Annotated in this window: 17 protein-coding genes, 1 tRNA gene and 2 pseudogenes; 13 read left to right on the top strand and 7 right to left on the bottom strand. The window is 69.6% G+C overall.

Annotation, left to right across the window (positions count from 1 at the left end):
* From ACIY1X_RS15295 to ACIY1X_RS15285, 3 genes and pseudogenes are all read right to left on the bottom strand, one after another.
* Nucleotides 1-574: pseudogene (locus ACIY1X_RS15295) on the bottom strand (type IV-A pilus assembly ATPase PilB); the annotation flags it as partial.
* 116 nt (nucleotides 575-690) lie between these two features.
* A tRNA-Pro gene (locus ACIY1X_RS15290) sits at nucleotides 691-767 on the bottom strand.
* Nucleotides 768-809: 42 nt separating this feature from the next.
* Entirely contained in the window at nucleotides 810-1,739 is a 930-nt protein-coding gene (locus ACIY1X_RS15285) for a polyprenyl synthetase family protein (protein WP_399681928.1), read from the bottom strand.
* A gap of 229 nt (nucleotides 1,740-1,968) precedes the next feature.
* Here ACIY1X_RS15285 and rplU point away from each other — a divergent pair, with 229 nt between their 5' ends.
* From rplU to proB, 4 genes are all read left to right on the top strand, one after another.
* Entirely contained in the window at nucleotides 1,969-2,280 is a 312-nt protein-coding gene (rplU, locus tag ACIY1X_RS15280) for a 50S ribosomal protein L21 (protein WP_399681926.1), read from the top strand.
* Nucleotides 2,281-2,301: 21 nt separating this feature from the next.
* Nucleotides 2,302-2,559: a 50S ribosomal protein L27 gene (gene rpmA, locus ACIY1X_RS15275; protein ID WP_038209663.1), complete on the top strand. Its 258-nt coding sequence runs from the start codon at nucleotides 2,302-2,304 to the stop codon at nucleotides 2,557-2,559.
* A 92-nt stretch (nucleotides 2,560-2,651) separates the two neighbouring features.
* Nucleotides 2,652-3,725: an Obg family GTPase CgtA gene (cgtA, locus tag ACIY1X_RS15270; protein WP_399681923.1), complete on the top strand. Its 1,074-nt coding sequence runs from the start codon at nucleotides 2,652-2,654 to the stop codon at nucleotides 3,723-3,725.
* 17 nt (nucleotides 3,726-3,742) lie between these two features.
* The gene (gene proB / locus ACIY1X_RS15265) at nucleotides 3,743-4,891 is read left to right on the top strand and encodes a glutamate 5-kinase (RefSeq protein ID WP_399681920.1); all 1,149 of its coding nucleotides are present in this window, start codon (nucleotides 3,743-3,745) and stop codon (nucleotides 4,889-4,891) included.
* A gap of 16 nt (nucleotides 4,892-4,907) precedes the next feature.
* On the opposite strand, the gene ACIY1X_RS15260 is transcribed toward proB, so the two are convergent.
* Together ACIY1X_RS15260 and ACIY1X_RS15255 are read right to left on the bottom strand one after the other, a co-directional pair.
* Nucleotides 4,908-5,342, bottom strand: coding sequence for a CNP1-like family protein (locus tag ACIY1X_RS15260; protein ID WP_084217101.1), 435 nt, complete (start codon nucleotides 5,340-5,342; stop codon nucleotides 4,908-4,910).
* A gap of 91 nt (nucleotides 5,343-5,433) precedes the next feature.
* Nucleotides 5,434-6,123 carry an RNA pyrophosphohydrolase gene (locus ACIY1X_RS15255; protein ID WP_399681918.1) on the bottom strand — a complete coding sequence of 230 codons (690 nt, stop codon included), beginning with the start codon at nucleotides 6,121-6,123 and terminating at the stop codon, nucleotides 5,434-5,436.
* 139 nt (nucleotides 6,124-6,262) lie between these two features.
* Between ACIY1X_RS15255 and ACIY1X_RS15250 the strand changes: the two genes are divergently transcribed.
* The 9 genes from ACIY1X_RS15250 to ACIY1X_RS15210 all read left to right on the top strand — a co-directional run bounded on the left by ACIY1X_RS15250 (nucleotide 6,263) and on the right by ACIY1X_RS15210 (nucleotide 16,527).
* The gene (locus ACIY1X_RS15250; RefSeq protein WP_399681917.1) at nucleotides 6,263-8,008 is read left to right on the top strand and encodes a proline--tRNA ligase; all 1,746 of its coding nucleotides are present in this window, start codon (nucleotides 6,263-6,265) and stop codon (nucleotides 8,006-8,008) included.
* The gene (locus ACIY1X_RS15245; RefSeq protein WP_399681914.1) at nucleotides 8,005-8,658 is read left to right on the top strand and encodes a lytic transglycosylase domain-containing protein; all 654 of its coding nucleotides are present in this window, start codon (nucleotides 8,005-8,007) and stop codon (nucleotides 8,656-8,658) included. Before ACIY1X_RS15250 ends, ACIY1X_RS15245 begins: the two co-directional genes overlap by 4 nt.
* 167 nt (nucleotides 8,659-8,825) lie before the next feature.
* Complete coding sequence (locus tag ACIY1X_RS15240; RefSeq protein ID WP_399681913.1) at nucleotides 8,826-10,385, top strand: ABC transporter substrate-binding protein; 1,560 nt, start codon at nucleotides 8,826-8,828, stop codon at nucleotides 10,383-10,385.
* Between the two features lie 43 nt (nucleotides 10,386-10,428).
* Complete coding sequence (locus ACIY1X_RS15235) at nucleotides 10,429-11,406, top strand: ABC transporter permease (RefSeq protein ID WP_399681910.1); 978 nt, start codon at nucleotides 10,429-10,431, stop codon at nucleotides 11,404-11,406.
* Nucleotides 11,403-12,329 (top strand): ABC transporter permease, encoded by a 927-nt coding sequence (locus ACIY1X_RS15230; RefSeq protein ID WP_399681908.1) that lies wholly within the window; start codon nucleotides 11,403-11,405, stop codon nucleotides 12,327-12,329. Before ACIY1X_RS15235 ends, ACIY1X_RS15230 begins: the two co-directional genes overlap by 4 nt.
* Nucleotides 12,330-12,332: 3 nt before the next feature.
* On the top strand, nucleotides 12,333-13,349 hold the full coding sequence (locus ACIY1X_RS15225; protein WP_399681905.1) for an ABC transporter ATP-binding protein: 1,017 nt from the start codon (nucleotides 12,333-12,335) through the stop codon (nucleotides 13,347-13,349).
* Nucleotides 13,346-14,392, top strand: a complete 1,047-nt coding sequence (locus ACIY1X_RS15220; protein WP_399681903.1) for an ABC transporter ATP-binding protein — start codon at nucleotides 13,346-13,348, stop codon at nucleotides 14,390-14,392. The genes ACIY1X_RS15225 and ACIY1X_RS15220 overlap by 4 nt, the downstream gene beginning before the upstream one ends.
* A complete protein-coding gene (locus tag ACIY1X_RS15215; protein WP_399681900.1) occupies nucleotides 14,389-15,309 on the top strand; it encodes an N-formylglutamate amidohydrolase in 921 nt (306 codons plus the stop codon). The genes ACIY1X_RS15220 and ACIY1X_RS15215 overlap by 4 nt, the downstream gene beginning before the upstream one ends.
* A complete protein-coding gene (locus ACIY1X_RS15210; RefSeq protein ID WP_399681898.1) occupies nucleotides 15,310-16,527 on the top strand; it encodes a M20 aminoacylase family protein in 1,218 nt (405 codons plus the stop codon).
* A gap of 114 nt (nucleotides 16,528-16,641) precedes the next feature.
* Here the strand turns inward: ACIY1X_RS15210 and ACIY1X_RS15205 are convergent, their stop codons facing one another.
* Together ACIY1X_RS15205 and ACIY1X_RS15200 are read right to left on the bottom strand one after the other, a co-directional pair.
* Nucleotides 16,642-17,952 carry a hemolysin family protein gene (locus tag ACIY1X_RS15205; protein ID WP_399681896.1) on the bottom strand — a complete coding sequence of 437 codons (1,311 nt, stop codon included), beginning with the start codon at nucleotides 17,950-17,952 and terminating at the stop codon, nucleotides 16,642-16,644.
* A gap of 73 nt (nucleotides 17,953-18,025) precedes the next feature.
* A pseudogene (locus ACIY1X_RS15200) lies at nucleotides 18,026-18,341 on the bottom strand (AAA family ATPase); the annotation flags it as partial.

The raw sequence follows: 18,341 nt of genomic DNA, 5'->3' as shown, positions 1-18,341 counted from the left end.
GAGCGTCTTCCACCTCGGCGATGGACTGGTCGGAGGTGTCCGCACTCTCGGTCGAGACGTCGTCGAACTCGAACTCTGCGCCGACGATGCTGTCGATGGCCTCGGCCGCGCTGGCTGCAGCGGCTTCGACCATGCGCGAGAGCTTGTCGTACTCCGCGATGACCCAGTCCACGCCCATCTGCGACGCGAACTTGATCTTTTCGACCGCCTGCTGGTCGGAGGGGTCGGCCGTGGCGACGATCAACCGGTTGTTGCGCTTGCCCAGCACGACGACGCGGTAGGACTGGCACAGCTTGGCGTCCAGCAGGTCCTTGGGCAGGCGCTGCGGGTCGATGGCGTCCAGGTCCAGCAGCGGGGCACCGAAGGCGTTGGACAGCGTATGCGCCAGGTCGGCGGCAGACACGGCGCCCGTGCCCGTGAGCTCAGCGATGAAGCTGGTGCGGCCGGTGCGCGATTTCTGGTATATCTCCTCGGCTGCCTTGGCCTGGAGCTTGCCGGCCGAGATCAGCGCACGTGCCAGCCCGGGCAGGGCGACGGAAGCGCTTTCCTTGGCGATGGGATCGGCGGCAGCCATTCAGCAGATGTAAGAAATCGTGAAAATTGAATCACGATCATCGCTGATCGACCCGGCCCTGTAAATTGTCAGCCCGCAACAGTTGTGCGAAGCATTTGGCATTACATGGCCTCGATTGGTCGGGGTGAGAGGATTCGAACCTCCGGCCTCTACGTCCCGAACGTAGCGCTCTACCAGGCTAAGCTACACCCCGATGGTTGCCAGATGTGACGGACTCGTGCTTTCGTTGGGTAACTTAGGCGCGACGCTCGAGCAACTGAGCCGCTAATTGTAGCAAAGCTTTTGTGTGCGAATTCGCGGGCAGCCCCGAAATCGCATCGACCGCGCGCTGTGCTTCTGCAGCAGCGGACCGGCGTGTGGCTTCCAGCGCGCCTGTTTCGCGCACGATGGCCACCAGTTGCGGCAACTTGTCCACGTCGCCCGTCTCGATGGCGCTGCGCACCAGCGCGCTTTGCTCGGGACGGCCACGCTGCATCGCGAAGATGAGCGGCAGGGTGGTCTTGCCCTCGCGCAGGTCGTCGCCCAGGTTCTTGCCCGTTTCCGTGGCGTCGCCGGCGTAGTCCAGGACGTCGTCCACGACCTGGAAGGCCGTGCCCAGCGCCTGGCCGTAGAGCGCGCAGGCATCCTCGACCTCGCGCGGCACGCCGGCCAGCACGGCGGCCAGCCGGGTGCTCGCCTCGAACAGCTTGGCGGTCTTGGAGCGGATCACGTGCAGGTAGGCCTGCTCGTCCAGGGAGGCGTCGCCCATGTTCATGAGCTGCAGCACCTCGCCCTCGGCGATCACGTTGGTGGCGTCGGCCAGGATCTCCATCACCCGCATGTCGCGGGCATCCAGCATCATCTGGAAGGCGCGCGAGTACAGGAAGTCGCCCACCAGCACGCTGGCGGCATTGCCGAAGGACTCGTTGGCGGTCGGCCGGCCGCGGCGCAGGGTGGATTCGTCCACCACGTCGTCGTGCAGCAGGGTGGCGGTGTGGATGAACTCCACCACCGCGGCCAGATTGAATCGCTGTGCCCCGCGGTAGCCCAGTGCGCCGCTCATGAGCAGCAGGAGGGCCGGGCGCAGGCGCTTGCCTCCGGCGGCGATGATGTAGCGCGACACCTGGCTGACCAGCGGCACGGCGGTCTGCAGGCGCGCTGCGATGACCTTGTCCACTTCCGCCATGTCGTCGGCGATCAGGTCCAGGACGGAGCGGTCTGCAGGCGGGGCGGGAGAGTCGGACAAAGGTATGCGCCGGTGCCGGCGGTAGGGGGTAGGGACGGGCGAAGGGAAATTATAGGGAGGCATGCCGGCCCGCCGCGGTGTGCCTGGTCGTTCGGGGCTGGCCGTGCTATCATGGAGGGCTTCGCGGAATGAGCCGCGGAGCGTTTTCATTTCCCCGAGAGGATTTCCCATGTACGCGGTCATAAAAACCGGCGGCAAGCAGTATCGCGTTGCCGCTGGCGAAAAGATCAAGGTAGAACAGATTGCTGCGGACGTTGGCCAGGAAATCGTGATCGATCAGGTGCTGGCCGTCGGCGACGGCAGCGGCATCCGGGTCGGTACGCCCCTGGTGTCCGGCGCCACCGTGACGGCCACCGTGCTGTCGCACGGCAAGCATGACAAGGTGCGCATCTTCAAGCTGCGCCGTCGCAAGCACTATCAGAAGCACCAGGGCCATCGCCAGCAGTTCACCGAACTGCAGATCGGCGCCATCGCTGGCTGATTCCCAGAGGAGCAAGACACCATGGCACAGAAAAAAGGTGGCGGTTCCACCCGCAACGGGCGCGACTCGAAGCCCAAGATGCTCGGCGTGAAGGCCTACGGCGGCCAGGTCGTGAGCGCCGGTTCGATCATCGTGCGCCAGCGCGGTACCCGCCTGCATGCCGGCACGAACGTCGGCGTCGGCAAAGACCACACGCTGTTCGCGCTGGTCGACGGCCGTATCTCGTTCTCGACCAAGGGTGCGCTGAACAAGCACACCGTGAGCGTGACCCCGGTCTGACGCATCACGGAAGGACTTTCACGGCCCTTTCGAAAGCCCCGCTCGCCGGGGCTTTCCCGTTTCTGGGGTCTGATTCTTAAACTGGACCGATCATGAAGTTCGTCGACGAAGCCTTCATCGACGTCGCCGCCGGCGACGGGGGCAATGGCTGCGTGTCGTTCCGGCATGAGAAGTTCAAGGAGTTCGGCGGGCCCGACGGCGGCGACGGCGGCCGGGGCGGGCACGTGCTCGCGGTGGCCGACCCGAACCTCAACACGCTCGTCGACTTTCGCTATGCGCGCCGCCACGAGGCCAGGCGCGGGCAGCACGGCATGGGTTCCGACATGTTCGGCGCGGCGGGCGACGACGTCACGCTGCGCATGCCGGTGGGCACCATCGTCACCGACGCCGAGACGGGCGAGGTGCTGCACGAGTTGCTGACGCCCGGCGAGACCGTGACGCTGGCCAAGGGCGGCGACGGCGGTTTCGGCAACCTGCGCTTCAAGTCCTCCATCAACCGGGCGCCGCGGCAGAAGACGCCCGGCTGGCCCGGCGAGCGCAGGAGCCTGAAGCTGGAACTGAAGGTGCTGGCCGACGTCGGCCTGCTGGGCATGCCCAACGCCGGCAAGTCCACGCTGATCAGCGCCGTCTCCAATGCGCGGCCGCGCATTGCCGACTACCCCTTCACCACCCTGCACCCGAACCTCGGGGTGGTGCGCATCGGGCCGGAGCAGAGCTTCGTGGTGGCAGACCTGCCCGGGCTGATCGAGGGCGCCTCCGAGGGGGCCGGCCTGGGCCACCTCTTCCTGCGCCACCTGCAGCGCACCCGGCTGCTGCTGCACGTGGTGGATCTGGCGCCCTTCGACGAGGGCGTCGACCCGGTGGCACAGGCGAAGGCGATCGTCGCGGAGCTGAAGAAGTACGACGAGGCGCTGTACCGCAAGCCGCGCTGGCTGGTGCTCAACAAGCTGGACATGATCCCCGAAGAGGAGCGTGCGGCGAAGGTCAAGGACTTCGTCAGGCGGCTGCGCTTCAAGGGGCCGGTGTTCGAGATCTCGGCCTTGACGCGCGAGGGTTGCGAGCCGCTGATGCAGGCGGCCTACCAGCAGGTGCGCTCGCAGCAGCAGGCCGAGCAGCCGCCTGCGCCGGCCGATCTCGACCCGCGCTTCAGCCGCCCGGCCGATTGATTCCGCTTTCCGAGAAGATGACTTCCGACACTTCCTCCTCCGCCGTGCTGCGTGATGCCCGCCGCATCGTGGTCAAGGTGGGCTCCAGCCTGGTGACCAACGAGGGCCGCGGCCTGGACGAGCGCGCCATCGGGGAGTGGTGCCGCCAGCTGGCGGGGCTGGTCAAGGCGGGGCGCGAGGTGGTCATGGTGTCCAGCGGTGCCGTCGCCGAGGGCATGAAGCGCCTGGGTTGGACCGCCCGGCCCAAGGAGATCAACGAACTGCAGGCCGCCGCCGCCGTCGGGCAGATGGGCCTGGCGCAGATGTACGAGACCAAGCTGCGCGAGAACGGCCTGGGCAGCGCGCAGGTGCTGCTCACGCACGGCGACCTGGCCGACCGCGAGCGCTACCTCAACGCGCGCTCCACGCTGCTCACGCTGCTCGACCTGAACGTCGTGCCGGTCATCAACGAGAACGACACGGTGGTCAACGACGAGATCAAGTTCGGCGACAACGACACCCTCGGCGCACTGGTGGCCAACCTGGTGGAGGCCGATGCGCTGGTCATCCTCACCGACCAGAAGGGCCTGTTCACCGCCGACCCGCGCAGCCACCCCGACGCGCGCTTCGTGCATGTCGGCCAGGCCGGCGACCCTGCACTGGAGGCGATGGCCGGCGGCGCCGGCTCCAGCATCGGCCGCGGCGGCATGCTGACCAAGATCCTGGCGGCGAAGCGGGCGGCGGGCTCGGGTGCATCCACCGTGATCGCCTGGGGCCGCGAGCCCGACGCGCTGCTGCGCCTGGCGCGCGGCGAGGCGATCGGCACCCTGCTGGTCGCGCAGACCGCCAAGCACCAGGCGCGCAAGCGCTGGATGGCCGACCACCTGCAGTTGCGCGGCGCGGTCACGGTCGACGCCGGCGCGGCGGCCAAGGTGCGCTCCGAGGGCAAGAGCCTCCTGCCGATCGGGATGGTGGGCGTCGAAGGCGACTTCTCGCGCGGCGACGTCATCGCGGTGCGCGACCCGCAGGGGGTGGAGCTGGCGCGTGGGCTGGCCAACTATTCGAGTGCCGAGGCGCGCCTGCTGTGCCGCAAGCCTTCCGGCGAGTTCGAGCGGCTGCTCGGCTACGCCGGCGAGCCGGAGATGGTGCACCGCGACAACCTCGTGCTGATGGTGCGCGGCGCCTGACTTTCCTGCGGTGGCGTCAGTAGCCTTGGGTTTCCGGCCGCCGAAGCTCGCGCAGCATGTCGTTCACCGAGCCACGGGGTGCATGGCCCTGGCACAGTGACTGCCGCGCCAGTTCGGCGGTGTAGATGGAATTGCGGTCGTCGATGCGCTTCCACTCGGACGCAGGAACCGTGCTCCAGCCGCTGCCGGTGTAGCGCGCGTAGGTCTTGTACTCCTCGCTGGAGCAGCGCACCCCCTCGTAGAAGGCGTTGACCGTGTCGCTGCCGTCGCGGTAGGCCACCACCACGTAGCGCACCACGCCGTCGGGCGCGATCGTGATGGTCTTGGGGTCGACCCCGAACTTCAGCGACATGTAGGGCGGCATCTCGAGCGCCATCAGCCGGCCGACCTCGAACTGCGGTGGCGGAGGGACCTCCGCCTCCTTCCATTCCGGCGCTTCGTAGTTGGACATGTGCGGGTTCTCGCCGCGCTCGATGCGCGCGCGCGCATCTTCCGCCCACGCGCCGCCGGCCGGCACCAACGCGGCCAGCGCCACGGCGGCGCTAGCGCGCAGGAGGAACGACCAGGGGAGGGGACGACGTTGCGGGCGCAGCCGCGGGTGACGGAGGAGCATGCTCGATGACGGAGGAGTTGGGATCGGGGTCGAAGGTCGCCCCCGGGGGAAGTTCATAGCCGGGTTCGGCGGCCGGCGGCGTGCGCGGCGCACGGTCGGCCGGGCGGCCGCGCATGCCGCCGCGCAGGAAGCGGTTGCGCGTGTCCTGCCGCGGCAGGAAGCGGGCCAGCTCGGTCAGCGCCATCTCGTAGACGCCGCGCTTGAACTCGACCACCACGTCCAGCGGCACCCAGTAGTCGTGCCAGCGCCAGGCGTCGAACTCGGGGTGGCTGGTCGCGCGCAGGTTCAGGTCCCAGTCGTGGCCGACGAACTGCAGCAGGTACCAGATCTGCTTCTGGCCCTTGTAGAAGCCGCGGGCGTCGCGGCGGATGTAGCGCTCGGGCACCGTGTAGCGCAGCCAGTCGCGGGTGCGCGCGACGATGCGCACGTGCTCGGGCAGCAGCCCCACTTCCTCGTGGAGCTCCCGGAACATCGCCTGTTCGGGTGTCTCGCCCCGATCGATCCCGCCTTGCGGAAACTGCCAGGAATGGGTGCGGATGCGCTTGCCCCAAAAGACCTGGTTTTTCTGGTTGAGCAGGATGATGCCGACGTTCGGCCTGAAGCCGTCCCGGTCAAGCATAATCAAACCCCAATTCTTGAACTGGTTCGATTATGCATAGATGCATGCTGGCTGCACCAGTTCGGACCCTTCCGGAGCCTTCAGGGGGCCGCGCCAGCGGCCCTTGCTTTTTCCACTGCAGCATTTGCGACCGCGACCGATGAAAGCGTCCCGATTCCTCGTCTCCACCCTCAAGGAAGCACCGGCCGATGCCGAGGTGGCCAGCCACCGCCTCATGACCCGTGCCGGGATGATCAAGAAGCTGGGCGCCGGCATCTACTCCTACATGCCGATGGGCCTTCGGGTGATCCGGAAGGTCGAGGCCATCGTGCGCGAGGAGATGAACCGCGCCGGCGCAATCGAGCTGACCATGCCGGTGGTGCAGCCGGCCGAGCTGTGGCAGGAGACCGGCCGCTTCGAGAAGATGGGCCCCGAGCTGCTGCGCATCCGGGACCGGCACGAGCGCGACTTCGTCGTGCAGCCCACCAGCGAGGAGGTGGTGACCGACATCGCGCGCCAGGAGATCCGCAGCTACAAGCAACTGCCGCGGAACTTCTACCAGATCCAGACCAAGTTCCGGGACGAGCGGCGGCCGCGCTTCGGCCTGATGCGCGGGCGCGAATTCATCATGAAGGACGCCTACAGCTTCGACCGCGACGCCGAATCCGCCAAGGCCAGCTACCACGTCATGGCCCAGGCGTACCGGCGCGCCTTCGACCGCTTCGGCCTGCGCTACCGCGCGGTGGCGGCCGACAGCGGCGCCATCGGCGGCGATCTGTCCGAGGAGTTCCAGGTGATCGCCGCCACGGGCGAGGACGCGATCGTCTACTGCCCCGACAGCGACTACGCCGCCAACATGGAGAAGGCCGAGGCGCTGGCGCCCGCCGGCCCGCGTCCGGCCGCCTCGAAGCCGCTGACCAAGACGCCGACGCCCGGCAAGGCCACCTGCGCCGACGTGGCCGAGCTGCTGGGCGTGCCGCTGTCCACCACCGTCAAGTCGCTGGTGCTGGCGACCGATGAAGTGGACGAGGCCGGCCGGCCGAAGGGTGCGCAGGTCTGGCTGCTGCTGCTGCGCGGAGACCACGACATGAACGAGGTGAAGGTCGGCAAGCTGCCGGGCTTCGAGGGCGGCTGGCGCTTCGCCACGCTGGCCGAGATCGAGGAGCACTTCGGCTGCAAGCCCGGCTACCTCGGGCCGCTGAACCTGCGCAAGCCGGTGAAACTGGTGGCCGACCGCGAGGTGGCGGTGATGGCCGACTGGATCTGCGGCGCGAACGAGCCCGACTTCCACATCACCGGCGTGAACTGGGGCCGCGACCTGCCCGAGCCCGCGCTGGTGGCCGACCTGCGCAACGTGGTCGCGGGCGATCCGTCGCCGGACGGCAAGGGCGTGCTGGCCATCGAGCGCGGCATCGAGGTGGGCCACGTGTTCTACCTCGGCACCAAGTACAGCAAGGCGATGAACGCCACCTTCCTCGAAGAGGACGGCAAGCCGCGCTTCATGGAGATGGGCTGCTACGGCATCGGCATCACGCGCCTGCCGGCCGCGGCCATCGAGCAGAACCACGACGAGCGCGGGATCATCTGGCCCGACGCGATCGCGCCCTTCACGGTGGTCGTGTGCCCCATCGGCATGGACCGCAGCGAGGCGGTGAAGCAGGAGGCCGAGCGGATCTACGCCGAATTGCTGGCCGCGGGCGTGGACGTGATCCTGGACGATCGCAACGAACGCCCGGGCGCCATGTTCGCCGACTGGGAGCTGATCGGCGTGCCCCATCGCATCACCATCGGCGACAAGGGCCTGAAGGACGGTGTGGTGGAGTACCAGCATCGCCGCGACGCGTCTGCCACCAAGGTGCCCGCAGCCGAGGCCGTCGCCTTCGTGAAGGACCGGCTGGCGGTATGAGCGCTCAGCGCGCGCAAGATGCGTCGCGCCGCCGTTGGCTGCTGCGCACGGCCGCGCTGCCGGCGGCGCTGGCGCTGCCGGACTGGGCGCTCGCCGGCGCCCAGATCGAGGAGCCGTTGGCCGATTCCGTGCGCACGGCGCTGTCCTCGGCCATCCACAACAAGGCGCCGCCGGTGCCCGAGTTCGACGACACCGAGTCGCGCCTGGGCTACCTGCGCTGGCTCGGCGAGATGGGCGAGCGCATCCGGCGCAAGGTGCCCGACCGGCGCACGCGCTTCGAGCTGCTGCAGACCATCTGGTACGAATCGCGCCGCGCCGGGCTCGACGTCAGCCTGGTGCTGGGCCTGATCCAGGTCGAGAGCAACTTCCGCAAGTTCGCCGTCTCCAGCGCCGGCGCGCGCGGGCTGATGCAGGTGATGCCGTTCTGGACGCGCGTCATCGGCGACGGCAACCCGGCGGTGCTGTTCCACATGCAGACCAACCTGCGCTTCGGCTGCGTGATCCTGCGCCACTACATCGACCGCGAGCGCGGCGACCTGTTCATGGCGCTGGGCCGCTACAACGGCAGCCGCGGCCGTGCGCCGTACCCCAACGCGGTGTTCGCCAACCAGCGTACCTACCGCTTCGACCATCGCGCGCCGCCGGCCTGAACGCGCCGGGTTAACACGGGGAACGCGGCGGCTGCACGCCTCGTATCCTCATTGGCCTCAAGGGGGCTGGCGCCGTTTTTGCTTGGCCCCTTCGCATCCGTCTTTCCATCTTCCCGGAGAACTGATCCATGCGAATTGCAGGCCGTCGGCGTTTCTTGAATCCCGCGATGCTCGCGCTGGCCGCAGCCGCCACCGGCGCCGCCATGGGCACGGCGCAAGCCAGGGACCTGGTGGTGGCGCTGAAGACCGAGCCCACGTCGATGGACCCGCAGTACCACGCGCTGACGCCGAACATCCAGTTGTCGCAGACGCTGTTCGACCCGCTGGTGTGCGGCGACGCCGACCTGGTGCCCAAGCCCTGCGTGGCCGAGTCCTGGAAGGCCGACGGCAAGGTCTGGACCTTCAAGCTGCGGCCCAACGTGAAGTTCTCCGACGGCAGCCCGCTGACGGCCGACGACGTCGTGTTCACGCTCAACCGCGTGCCCAAGGTGCCCAACAGCCCGTCGTCCTTCAAGGTCTACCTGCAGAAGGTGGAGAAGGTGGAGGCGGTCGATCCGCTCACGGTGCGCATCACCACCTCCGAGCCCTATCCGCTGCTGGCGATCAACATGGTCGGCCTGCCCATCATGTCGGCCAAGGCCATGGCCGGCAGCGCGCCCGAGGGCAAGACCACCACCGAGCTGAACTCGGGCAACGGCCTGGTCGGCGCCGGCCCCTACAAGTTCGTGTCGTGGAAGCGCGGCGCCGAGATCGTGTTCGAGCGCAATCCGCACTACTGGGGCCCCAAGCCGGCCTGGGACAAGGTCATCTACCGGCCCATCAGCAACCCGGCCGCGCGCGTGGCCGCGCTGCTGGCCGGCGACGTGGACCTGATCGAGGACCCGCCGACCGACGACCTGGAGCGGCTCAAGAAGGACCCGAAGCTGCGTGTCGAGACCAAGGCCTCCAACCGCGTCATCTACGTCGCGCTCGACCAGCACGGTGCGCCGTCGCCCGGCATCACCGACACCGGCGGCAAGAACCCGCTCTTGGACAAGCGCGTGCGCGAGGCGCTGTCGCTGGCGATCGACCGCGAGGCGCTGGTGGCGCGCGTCATGGGCGGCGTGGCCACCCCGGCGGCGCAGCTGCTGCCCTATCCGATGTTCGGCGCCAGCGACAAGCTGACCAAGGCGGCCAAGGCCGATCCCGACAAGGCCAAGGCGCTGCTGAAGGAGGCCGGCTATCCCAACGGCTTCACGATGGTGCTGGGCACGCCCAACGGCCGCTACATCAACGACAGCAAGGTGGCGCAGACGATCGCGGCGATGTGGACGCGCGTCGGCGTGAAGACCAGCATCGACGCCAACGCGCCCGCCGTGTTCTTCAAGAACCGCGATTCCTACGCCTACAGCGCCTACATGGCCGGCTGGGGCACGGCCACGGGCGAGATGTCCAACACGCTCAACTCCCTGCTGGTCACGCCCGACAAGGACAGGGGCGTGGGCACCACCAACCGCAGCCGCTACTCCAACCCGGAGATGGACAAGCTGGTCGAAAGCTCCGCGGCCATGATGAACGACGGCGCTCGCGCCGCGGCGCTGGCGCGCGCCAGCGAGATCGCGATGGCCGACTTCGCCATGCTGCCGATCCACTTCGAGCACTCGGTGTGGGCGATGAAGAAGAACGTGCGCTTCCAGGGCCGGGCCGACCAGCAGACGATGGTCCAGTACGCCACCCAGGCCAACTGAGCCCCCAGGGGCGGCGGCCTGCCGCGCGCCCCGGCTTCCCGCGATGCTTACCTTCATCATCCGGCGCCTGCTGCAGGCCCTGCTGGTCATGGCCGTGATGTCGGGGCTGGTGTTCGTCGGCCTGTACGTGGTCGGCGACCCGGTCTCGATGATGGCCAGCCCCGAGGCCACCGAGCTGGACCGCGAGGAGATCCGCCGCAACTTCGGCCTGGATCGCCCGCTGCTGGAACAGTACGCGGTGTTCATGTCGCATGCCCTGCGGCTGGACTTCGGCCGCAGCTTCCTCACCGGGCAGCCGGCCATGGGCCTGATCCTCGAGCGCATGCCGGCCACGCTGGAGCTGGCCTGCGTGGCCATGCTGATGGCGCTGCTGGTAGGCGTGCCGCTGGGCATCTGGGCCGGGCTCAAGCCCACGGCCTGGAGCACGCGCGGCATCATGACCGGCTCGGTGCTGGGCTTCTCGCTGCCCAACTTCTGGGTCGGGCTGATGCTGATCATGGTGTTCGCCGTATACCTGGGCTGGCTGCCGGCCAGCGGGCGCGGCCAGGTGGCGCAGCTCGGGCCGCTGTCGCTGAGCATCCTGACGCTGGACGGCTGGTCGCGCATCCTGCTGCCGGCGCTGACCATCGCCATGGCCAAGTGCGCGCTGATCATCCGCGTGACCCGCGCCGCCACACGCGAGGCGCTGCCCATGGACTACATCAAGTTCGCGCAGGCCAAGGGCCTCACATGGGGGCGCATCCTGCGCGTGCACCTGCTCAAGAACATCCTGATCCCGATCGTCACCGTGTTCGGGCTGGAGTTCGGGCAGGTGGTGGCCTTCGCGGTGGTGACCGAGACCATCTTCGCCTGGCCCGGCATGGGCAAGCTGCTGCTCGACTCCATCATCACGCTCGACCGCCCGGTGGTGGTGGCCTACCTGATCCTGATCGTGTTCTTCCTGGTGATGGTGAACCTGCTGGTGGACATCCTCTACTCGGTGCTCGACCCGCGCGTGCGGCTGCAGGAGGCGAAGGCATGAGCGAACCTGCTGTGCTCACGGCCGATGCGGCGCCGGTGCCGCCGAAGCCCGAGACACCCTGGCAGCGCCTGCGCCGCGAGTTCCTGGCCAACCGGCTGGCGGTGCTGGGCCTGGTGCTGCTGGTCGTCACCGTCTTCGTGGCGGTGCTGGCGCCGTGGATCGCGCCGCAGAACCCCTACGACATCGGCAAGCTGGACATCTTCGACTCCAAGCTGCCGCCGGGCAGCCACAGCGCCGACGGCGCGATCACCTACTGGCTGGGCACCGACGGCCAGGCGCGCGACCTGCTCTCGGCCATCTTCTACGGCCTGCGCACCAGCCTGGTGGTGGGCGGCGTCTCGGTGCTGGCGGCGCTGGCCATCGGCAGCGTGGTCGGGCTGGTGGCGGCCTACTTCGGCGGCTGGGTGGATGCGCTGCTGATGCGCATCGTCGACATCCAGCTCTCCTTCCCCGCCATCCTGGTGGCGCTGATCCTGCTGGCCATCCTGGGCAAGGGCGTGGACAAGGTGATCATCGCCCTCATCATCGTGCAGTGGGCCTACTTCGCGCGCGCGGCGCGCGGCGCTGCGCTGGTGGAGCGGGCCAAGGAGTACGTGGAGGCGGCGCAGTGCATGTCGCTCGGCTGGCCGCGCGTGCTGATGCGCCACATGCTGCCCAACTGCATGCCGCCGCTGATCGTCATCGCCACCATCGACCTGGCGCACGCCATCGCGCTGGAGTCCACCCTGTCCTTCCTGGGCGTGGGCGTGCCGGTGACCGAGCCCTCGCTGGGCATGCTGATCTCCAACGGCTTCGAGTTCATGCTCTCGGGGCACTACTGGATCTCCTTCTTCCCCGGCATCGCGCTGGCGGTCGCGATCATCGGGCTGAACCTGGTCGGCGACCACCTGCGCGACCTGCTCAACCCGCACCATGCGCGCTGAAGCATGAGTTCGTCCGCCGCATCGCCTTCTTCTCCCGTGCTGGCCGTCGAGGGCCTGTGCACGCACTTCTTCACCCACGGCGGCGTGGTCAAGGCGGTGGACGGTGTGGACCTGTCGGTCGATGCCGGCGAGGTGCTGGGGCTGGTGGGCGAATCGGGCTCGGGCAAGAGCATCACCGGCTTCTCGATCATCGGCCTGGTGGACGAGCCGGGCCGCATCGTGGCGGGCCAGATCCGCTACCTGGGCGAGCCGCTGGTGGGCGCCAGCGCGCAGCGGCTGCGGCAACTGCGGGGCAGGGAGATCGCGATGATCTTCCAGGATCCGATGATGACGCTCAACCCCGTGCTGCGGGTCGACACGCAGATGATCGAGGCCATCCAGGCGCACGAGCGCGTCAGCCGCGCCGCGGCGCGCGCCCGCGCGCGCGAGGTGCTGGCGCAGGTCGGCATCCCGGCGCCCGACGAGCGCCTCTCGGCCTACCCGCACCAGCTCTCGGGCGGCATGCGCCAGCGGGTGGCGATCGCCATCGCGCTGCTCAACCGGCCGCGACTGATCATCGCCGACGAGCCCACCACGGCGCTGGACGTGACCATCCAGGCGCAGATCCTGTACGAGGTGCAGAAGCTGTGCCGCGACACCGGCACCGCCATGATCTGGATCTCGCACGACCTGGCCGTGGTGTCGGCGCTGGCCACGCGCATCGCCGTGATGTACGCCGGGCGCGTGGTCGAGAGCGGCCCTGCGGCCGACGTGATCCGGCACCCGGCGCATCCGTACACGCGCGGGCTGATCGACTCCATCCCTTCGCGCGAGACGCACGGGCAACTGCTGCGCCAGATCCCCGGCATGACGCCCTCGCTGCTGCACCTGCCGCCCGGCTGCGCCTTCCATCCGCGCTGCGGCCGGGCCGACGCGCGCTGCCGCGAGGCGCCCGGCGTCACGTCCGCCGGCCCCGCCGACGCGGCGCCGGCGGACGTGCGCCGGCTGCGCTGCTGGCATCCGCTGGAGGAAGTGGCATGAGTGCCGATGCCGTGATGGACGCAGCGCCTGCCGTGGCTGCCGGCAGCGACGCATCCCTGCTGGAACTGCGCGGCCTGAGCAAGCGCTTCGAGCAGCCGCTGGACGTGGCCGCGCGCCTGGCCAACCTGCTGGGCGCGCGCCAGCGGCCCAGCGTGGTGCATGCCGTCAGCGACGTCGACCTCGCCGTGCGGCGCGGCGAGGTGGTGGGCGTGGTGGGCGAGTCCGGCTGCGGCAAGTCCACCCTGGGCCGGATGATCGCCGGCGTGATGCCGCCCTCGGCCGGCGAGCTGCGCTACCAGGGCCGGCGCGTGGCCGACATGGCGCCGCGCGAGCGCAAGGCCTATGCGCTGGGCGTGCAGATGATCTTCCAGAACCCGATGGCCTCGCTCAACCCGCGCATGCGGGTGCTGGACATCGTGGGCGAGGCGCCGGTGGTGCACGGCCTGGTGCCGGCGGCGCGCAAGGCCGAGCACGTGGCCCGGCTGCTGGAGCAGGTGGGGCTCGATCCGGACTACGCGCAGCGCTACCCGCACCAGTTCTCGGGCGGGCAGCGCCAGCGCATCGGCATCGCGCGCGCGCTGGCGCTGAGGCCCCAGCTCATCGTGTGCGACGAGGCGGTGGCGGCGCTGGACGTGTCGATCCAGGCCCAGGTGCTGAACCTGTTCCTGGCGCTGCGGCGCGAGCTGGACCTGACCTACCTCTTCGTCAGCCACAACCTGGGCGTGGTGGGCCATGTGTCGGACCGCGTGGTCATCATGTACCTGGGCCGCATCGTCGAGGAGGCGCCCACCGACGTGGTCTTCCGCGGGCCGCAGCACCCCTACACCCGCGCGCTGCTGGCCGAGCTGCCGACGCTCGATGCACGTCGGCGCGACTACCGCCCGATCCAGGGCGAGCTGCCCTCGCCGCTGGCGCCGCCACCGGGCTGCGCCTTCCACCCGCGCTGCCCGCACGCCATGCCCCGCTGCCAGGTGGAGGCCCCGCTGCTGCGCCAGCGCGGCCCCGGCCACCGCAGCGCCTGCCATCTGGACGACACGCCATGACCACCCCTGCCGCCAATCCCTCCAACGCCGTCCAGCGCGACGTGCCCGGCCCCTTCGCCCCCTACACGCTGCGCCTGCCCGAAGCCGAGGCGCTGCCGCTGGTGTGCGATTCGCCGCACAGCGGCACCCGCTACCCGGCCGATTTTGGCTTCGCGCTGCCCTTCGAACTGCTGCGCAAGGGCGAGGACACCGACGTCCATGTGCTGTGGCAGGCGCTGCCGGGCGTCGGTGCCACGCTGCTCGCCGCCGAGTTCCCGCGTTCCTACATCGACCCGAACCGCGAGGTGGAGGACATCGACCCGGCCATGCTGGCCGAGCCCTGGCCCGGGCCGCTGCAGCCCAGCGAGAAGACGCGGCTGGGCATCGGCCTGATCTGGCGCGACGCCGGCAAGAACGGCCTGAACCCCATCTACCAGCGCAAGCTGAGCGTGGCCGAGGTGCAGCAGCGCATCGCCGACTACCACGCCCCCTACCACGCGGCCATGCGCGAGCAGATCGAGGGCGCCTACGATCGCTTCGGCGCGGTGTGGCACCTGAACCTGCACTCCATGCCTGCCGACTCGTACGAGAGCCTGGGCATTCGCACCGACAAGCCGTTGGCCGACTTCGTGCTCGGCGACCGCGACGGCACGACCGCGTCGCCGGCCTTCACCGACGCGGTGGCGCAGGCGCTGCGCAAGCGGGGTTTCTCCGTGGCACTCAACGACCCCTTCAAGGGCGTGGCGCTGATCGCCCGCCTGGGCCGCCCCGCCGAGCGCCGCCACAGCCTGCAGGTCGAGGTGCACCGCGGCCTGTACATGGACGAGGCCACGCGCGAGCGCAGCGCCGGCTTCGGCGCGCTGCAGGCCGCGTTGACCGAGGTGGCGCAGGAGCTGGCCGCCTTCGTCCGATCCGAACTGCCCGCCGGGAGCCGCTGAATGACGTTGATCGCCGACATCGAGGCCGAACAGGCCGCCTTCACCGCGCTGCGGCGCGACATCCACGCGCACCCGGAGCTGGCCTTCGAGGAGCACCGCACGTCCGAGCTGGTCGCCGCGCAGCTCGAGCAGTACGGCCTGGAGGTGCACCGCGGCCTGGGCCGCACCGGGGTGGTCGGGGTGCTGCGCGGCACGGGGCAGCGCACAGAAGGCGCTGCCGAGCGCCGCCTCGGCCTGCGCGCCGACATGGACGCGCTGCCCATGCCCGAGCACAACCGCTTCGCCCACGCCTCGAAGCACCCGGGCCGCATGCACGGCTGCGGCCACGACGGCCACACCACCATGCTGCTGGCGGCGGCCAAGCACCTCGCGCGGCACCGCGACTTCGCCGGCACGGTGCACTTCGTCTTCCAGCCGGCCGAGGAGGGCGGCAACGCCGGCGCCAAGGCCATGATCGACGACGGCCTGTTCGAGCGCTTCCCCTGCGACGAGATCTACGGCATGCACAACATGCCGGGCTTCGCGGCCGGCCACTTCGCCTTCCGCAAGGGGCCGGCGATGGCTTCCAGCAACCGCTTCGACATCACCGTGCGCGGCACCGGCGGCCATGCGGCGCAACCGCACAAGGCGGTCGACACCATCGTCATCGCGGCCGAGATGGTGGGCGTGCTGCAGACGCTGATCTCGCGCCACAAGAACCCGATCGACATCGCCGTGCTCAGCATCACGCAGATCCACGCCGGCGACGCCTACAACGTGCTGCCCGGCGAGGCGGTGATCCGCGGCACCGTGCGCACCTTCAGCACCCAGGTGCTGGACGACATCGAGCACCAGATGCGCCGCGTGGCCGAGACGCTGCCGCAGGTGCACGGCGGCAGCGGCGAGCTGCACTTCCACCGCGCCTACCCGCCGCTGGTGAACTGGCCCGAGCCGACCGAGTTCGCAATGCAGGTGGCGCGCGATGCCTTCGGCGCCGGGCGGGTGACGGCCGATACGCCGCAGCACGGCGGCGCCGAGGACTTCTCCTTCTACCTGGAGCGTGTGCCCGGCTGCTACCTGTTCCTGGGCAACGGCGAGGGCGCGCACCGCGAGTCGCCCTACGAGGGCATGGGCCCGTGCGAGCTGCACAACCCCAACTACGACTTCAACGACGCGCTGCTGCCCATCGGCGCGAGCTATTGGGTGAAGCTGGTGCAGGCCTTCTTCAAGCGCGGCTGAGCGTGTCCCCGGCGGCTCATACGACAACCCGTTCACGCTGAGCTTGTCGAAGCGTTGCGCGAGGCTTCGACAAGCTCAGCCCGAGCGGTGTGTGTCGCTTGAACGCGAATCCGGTCAAGGCTCGGCCGCCGTCGAGCCCTGGTCGCGCGTGACCATCACCTGGTCGATGCGGTGCGCGTCGACGTCCATCACCTCGAAGCTGAAACCGCCCCAGCGCACGCGGTCGGTGCGCTTGGGCACGCGGCGCAGCATCACCATCAGGAAGCCGGCCAGCGTTTCGTACTCGTCGGCGTGCGGCAGGGCGTCCAGGCCCAGCGCGCGCTGCACGTCCTGGATCGGCGTGACACCGTCGACCAGCCAGGAGTTCGCGTCGCGCTGCACGATCTGCGGCTCGTCGTCCGAAGCCGGCACCAGGTCGCCCATCACGGTGCTCATCACGTCGTTGAGGGTGATTACGCCCACCACCAGGCTGTACTCGTTGACGACGATGGCGAAGTCCTCGTGCGCCTGGCGGAATTGCTCCAGCACCTCGGTCAGCGTCAGCCGGTCGGGGATCACCAGCGCGCGGTGCAGCGGCAGGCCCTTGGCCAGGTCCAGTGGCTGGCCGCCCAGCACGCGCTGGAACATGTCCTTGGCGTCCACGTAGCCCAGCACGTGGTCGATGTCGCCCTCGCACACCGGGTAGGCCGAGAAAGGCTCGGCCAGGATGCGCGCGCGCAGCAGGGTGTCGGTGTCGTCGTGGTGCAGCCAGACCACGCGCTCGCGCGGCGTCATCACGCTGCTGACCAGGCGCGTGTCCAGCTCGAACACGTTGGCGATCACCTGCTGCTCGCGCAGCGCCAGCACGCCGGCCTGGGCGCCGGCCTCGGTCATCGCCAGGATGTCGGCCGAGGTGATCTTGTCCTCGCGCTCGACGGGCAGGCCCAGCAGGCGGAAGAGCTGGTCGGTGCAGCGGGTGAACAGCCAGGCCAGCGGCATCAGCAGCGTGATCAGCCAGCGCATCGGGCGCACGATGCGCATCGCCAGGCGCTCCGGGTCGTTCATGCCCAGGCGCTTGGGGAACAGGTCGGAGAAGACGAGGAAGGCCGCGATGATGGTGACGAAGGAGGCGGCGAAGGCGGCCCGCTGCGCGGTGGCGGGCTCCCACCACAGGGCGAACAGCTCGGCGAAGTAGGGCGTCAGCGCCCCTTCGCCCAGCACGCCGCCCAGGATGGCGATGGCGTTCACCCCGATCTGCACCACCGTGAAGTAGTGGCCCGGCTGCTGCTGCAGCGCCAGCACCTGCTGCGCCCGGGCGTCGCCCTCGTCGGCGAGCTGGCGCAGCCGCAGCCGCCGGGCGGCGGCCAGGGCGATCTCGGCCAGCGAGAAGAAGGCGCCGGCGGCGATCAGCGCGGCGATGACGAGCAGGCTTTCGGTGAGGGACATCGGGCTGCCCGGCCGCCGGAGGAAGGCCGGCCGCGGCGCCCGAGAGGATAGCGGCTCGGCCGCCCCCGGCGCGCTACTGCACGAAGCCGATGCGCCCGCGCGCGGCGCCGGGGCTGCGCGGCAGGTCGTCCACCTGCACGTGCTCGCGGCGGTCCAGGCGGGCGTTGCCGAAGCCGGTCATCAGCGCGCGCCGCATCTCGCGCGGGGCCAGCGCGGCCAGCGTGTCGAGCAGGTCGTCGGCCGGCTCGGCGGCGAACTGGCGGCCCCAGTCGTGCTCGCCGCGGATGGAGGCGTACAGGTTGCGCGCGATGCGCCGCGCCTGCTCGGGCGAGGGCGCCTCGATCTCGAACACGTTCATGCGGTTGAGGATCGGCTCGGGTACGGCGCGC

This window comes from Xenophilus sp. (assembly GCF_044462705.1).
Taxonomy (GTDB): domain Bacteria; phylum Pseudomonadota; class Gammaproteobacteria; order Burkholderiales; family Burkholderiaceae_C; genus Xenophilus; species Xenophilus azovorans.
The sequence above is the reverse complement of the archived record's forward strand: the minus strand, read 5'-3'. Positions and strand labels throughout refer to the sequence as shown.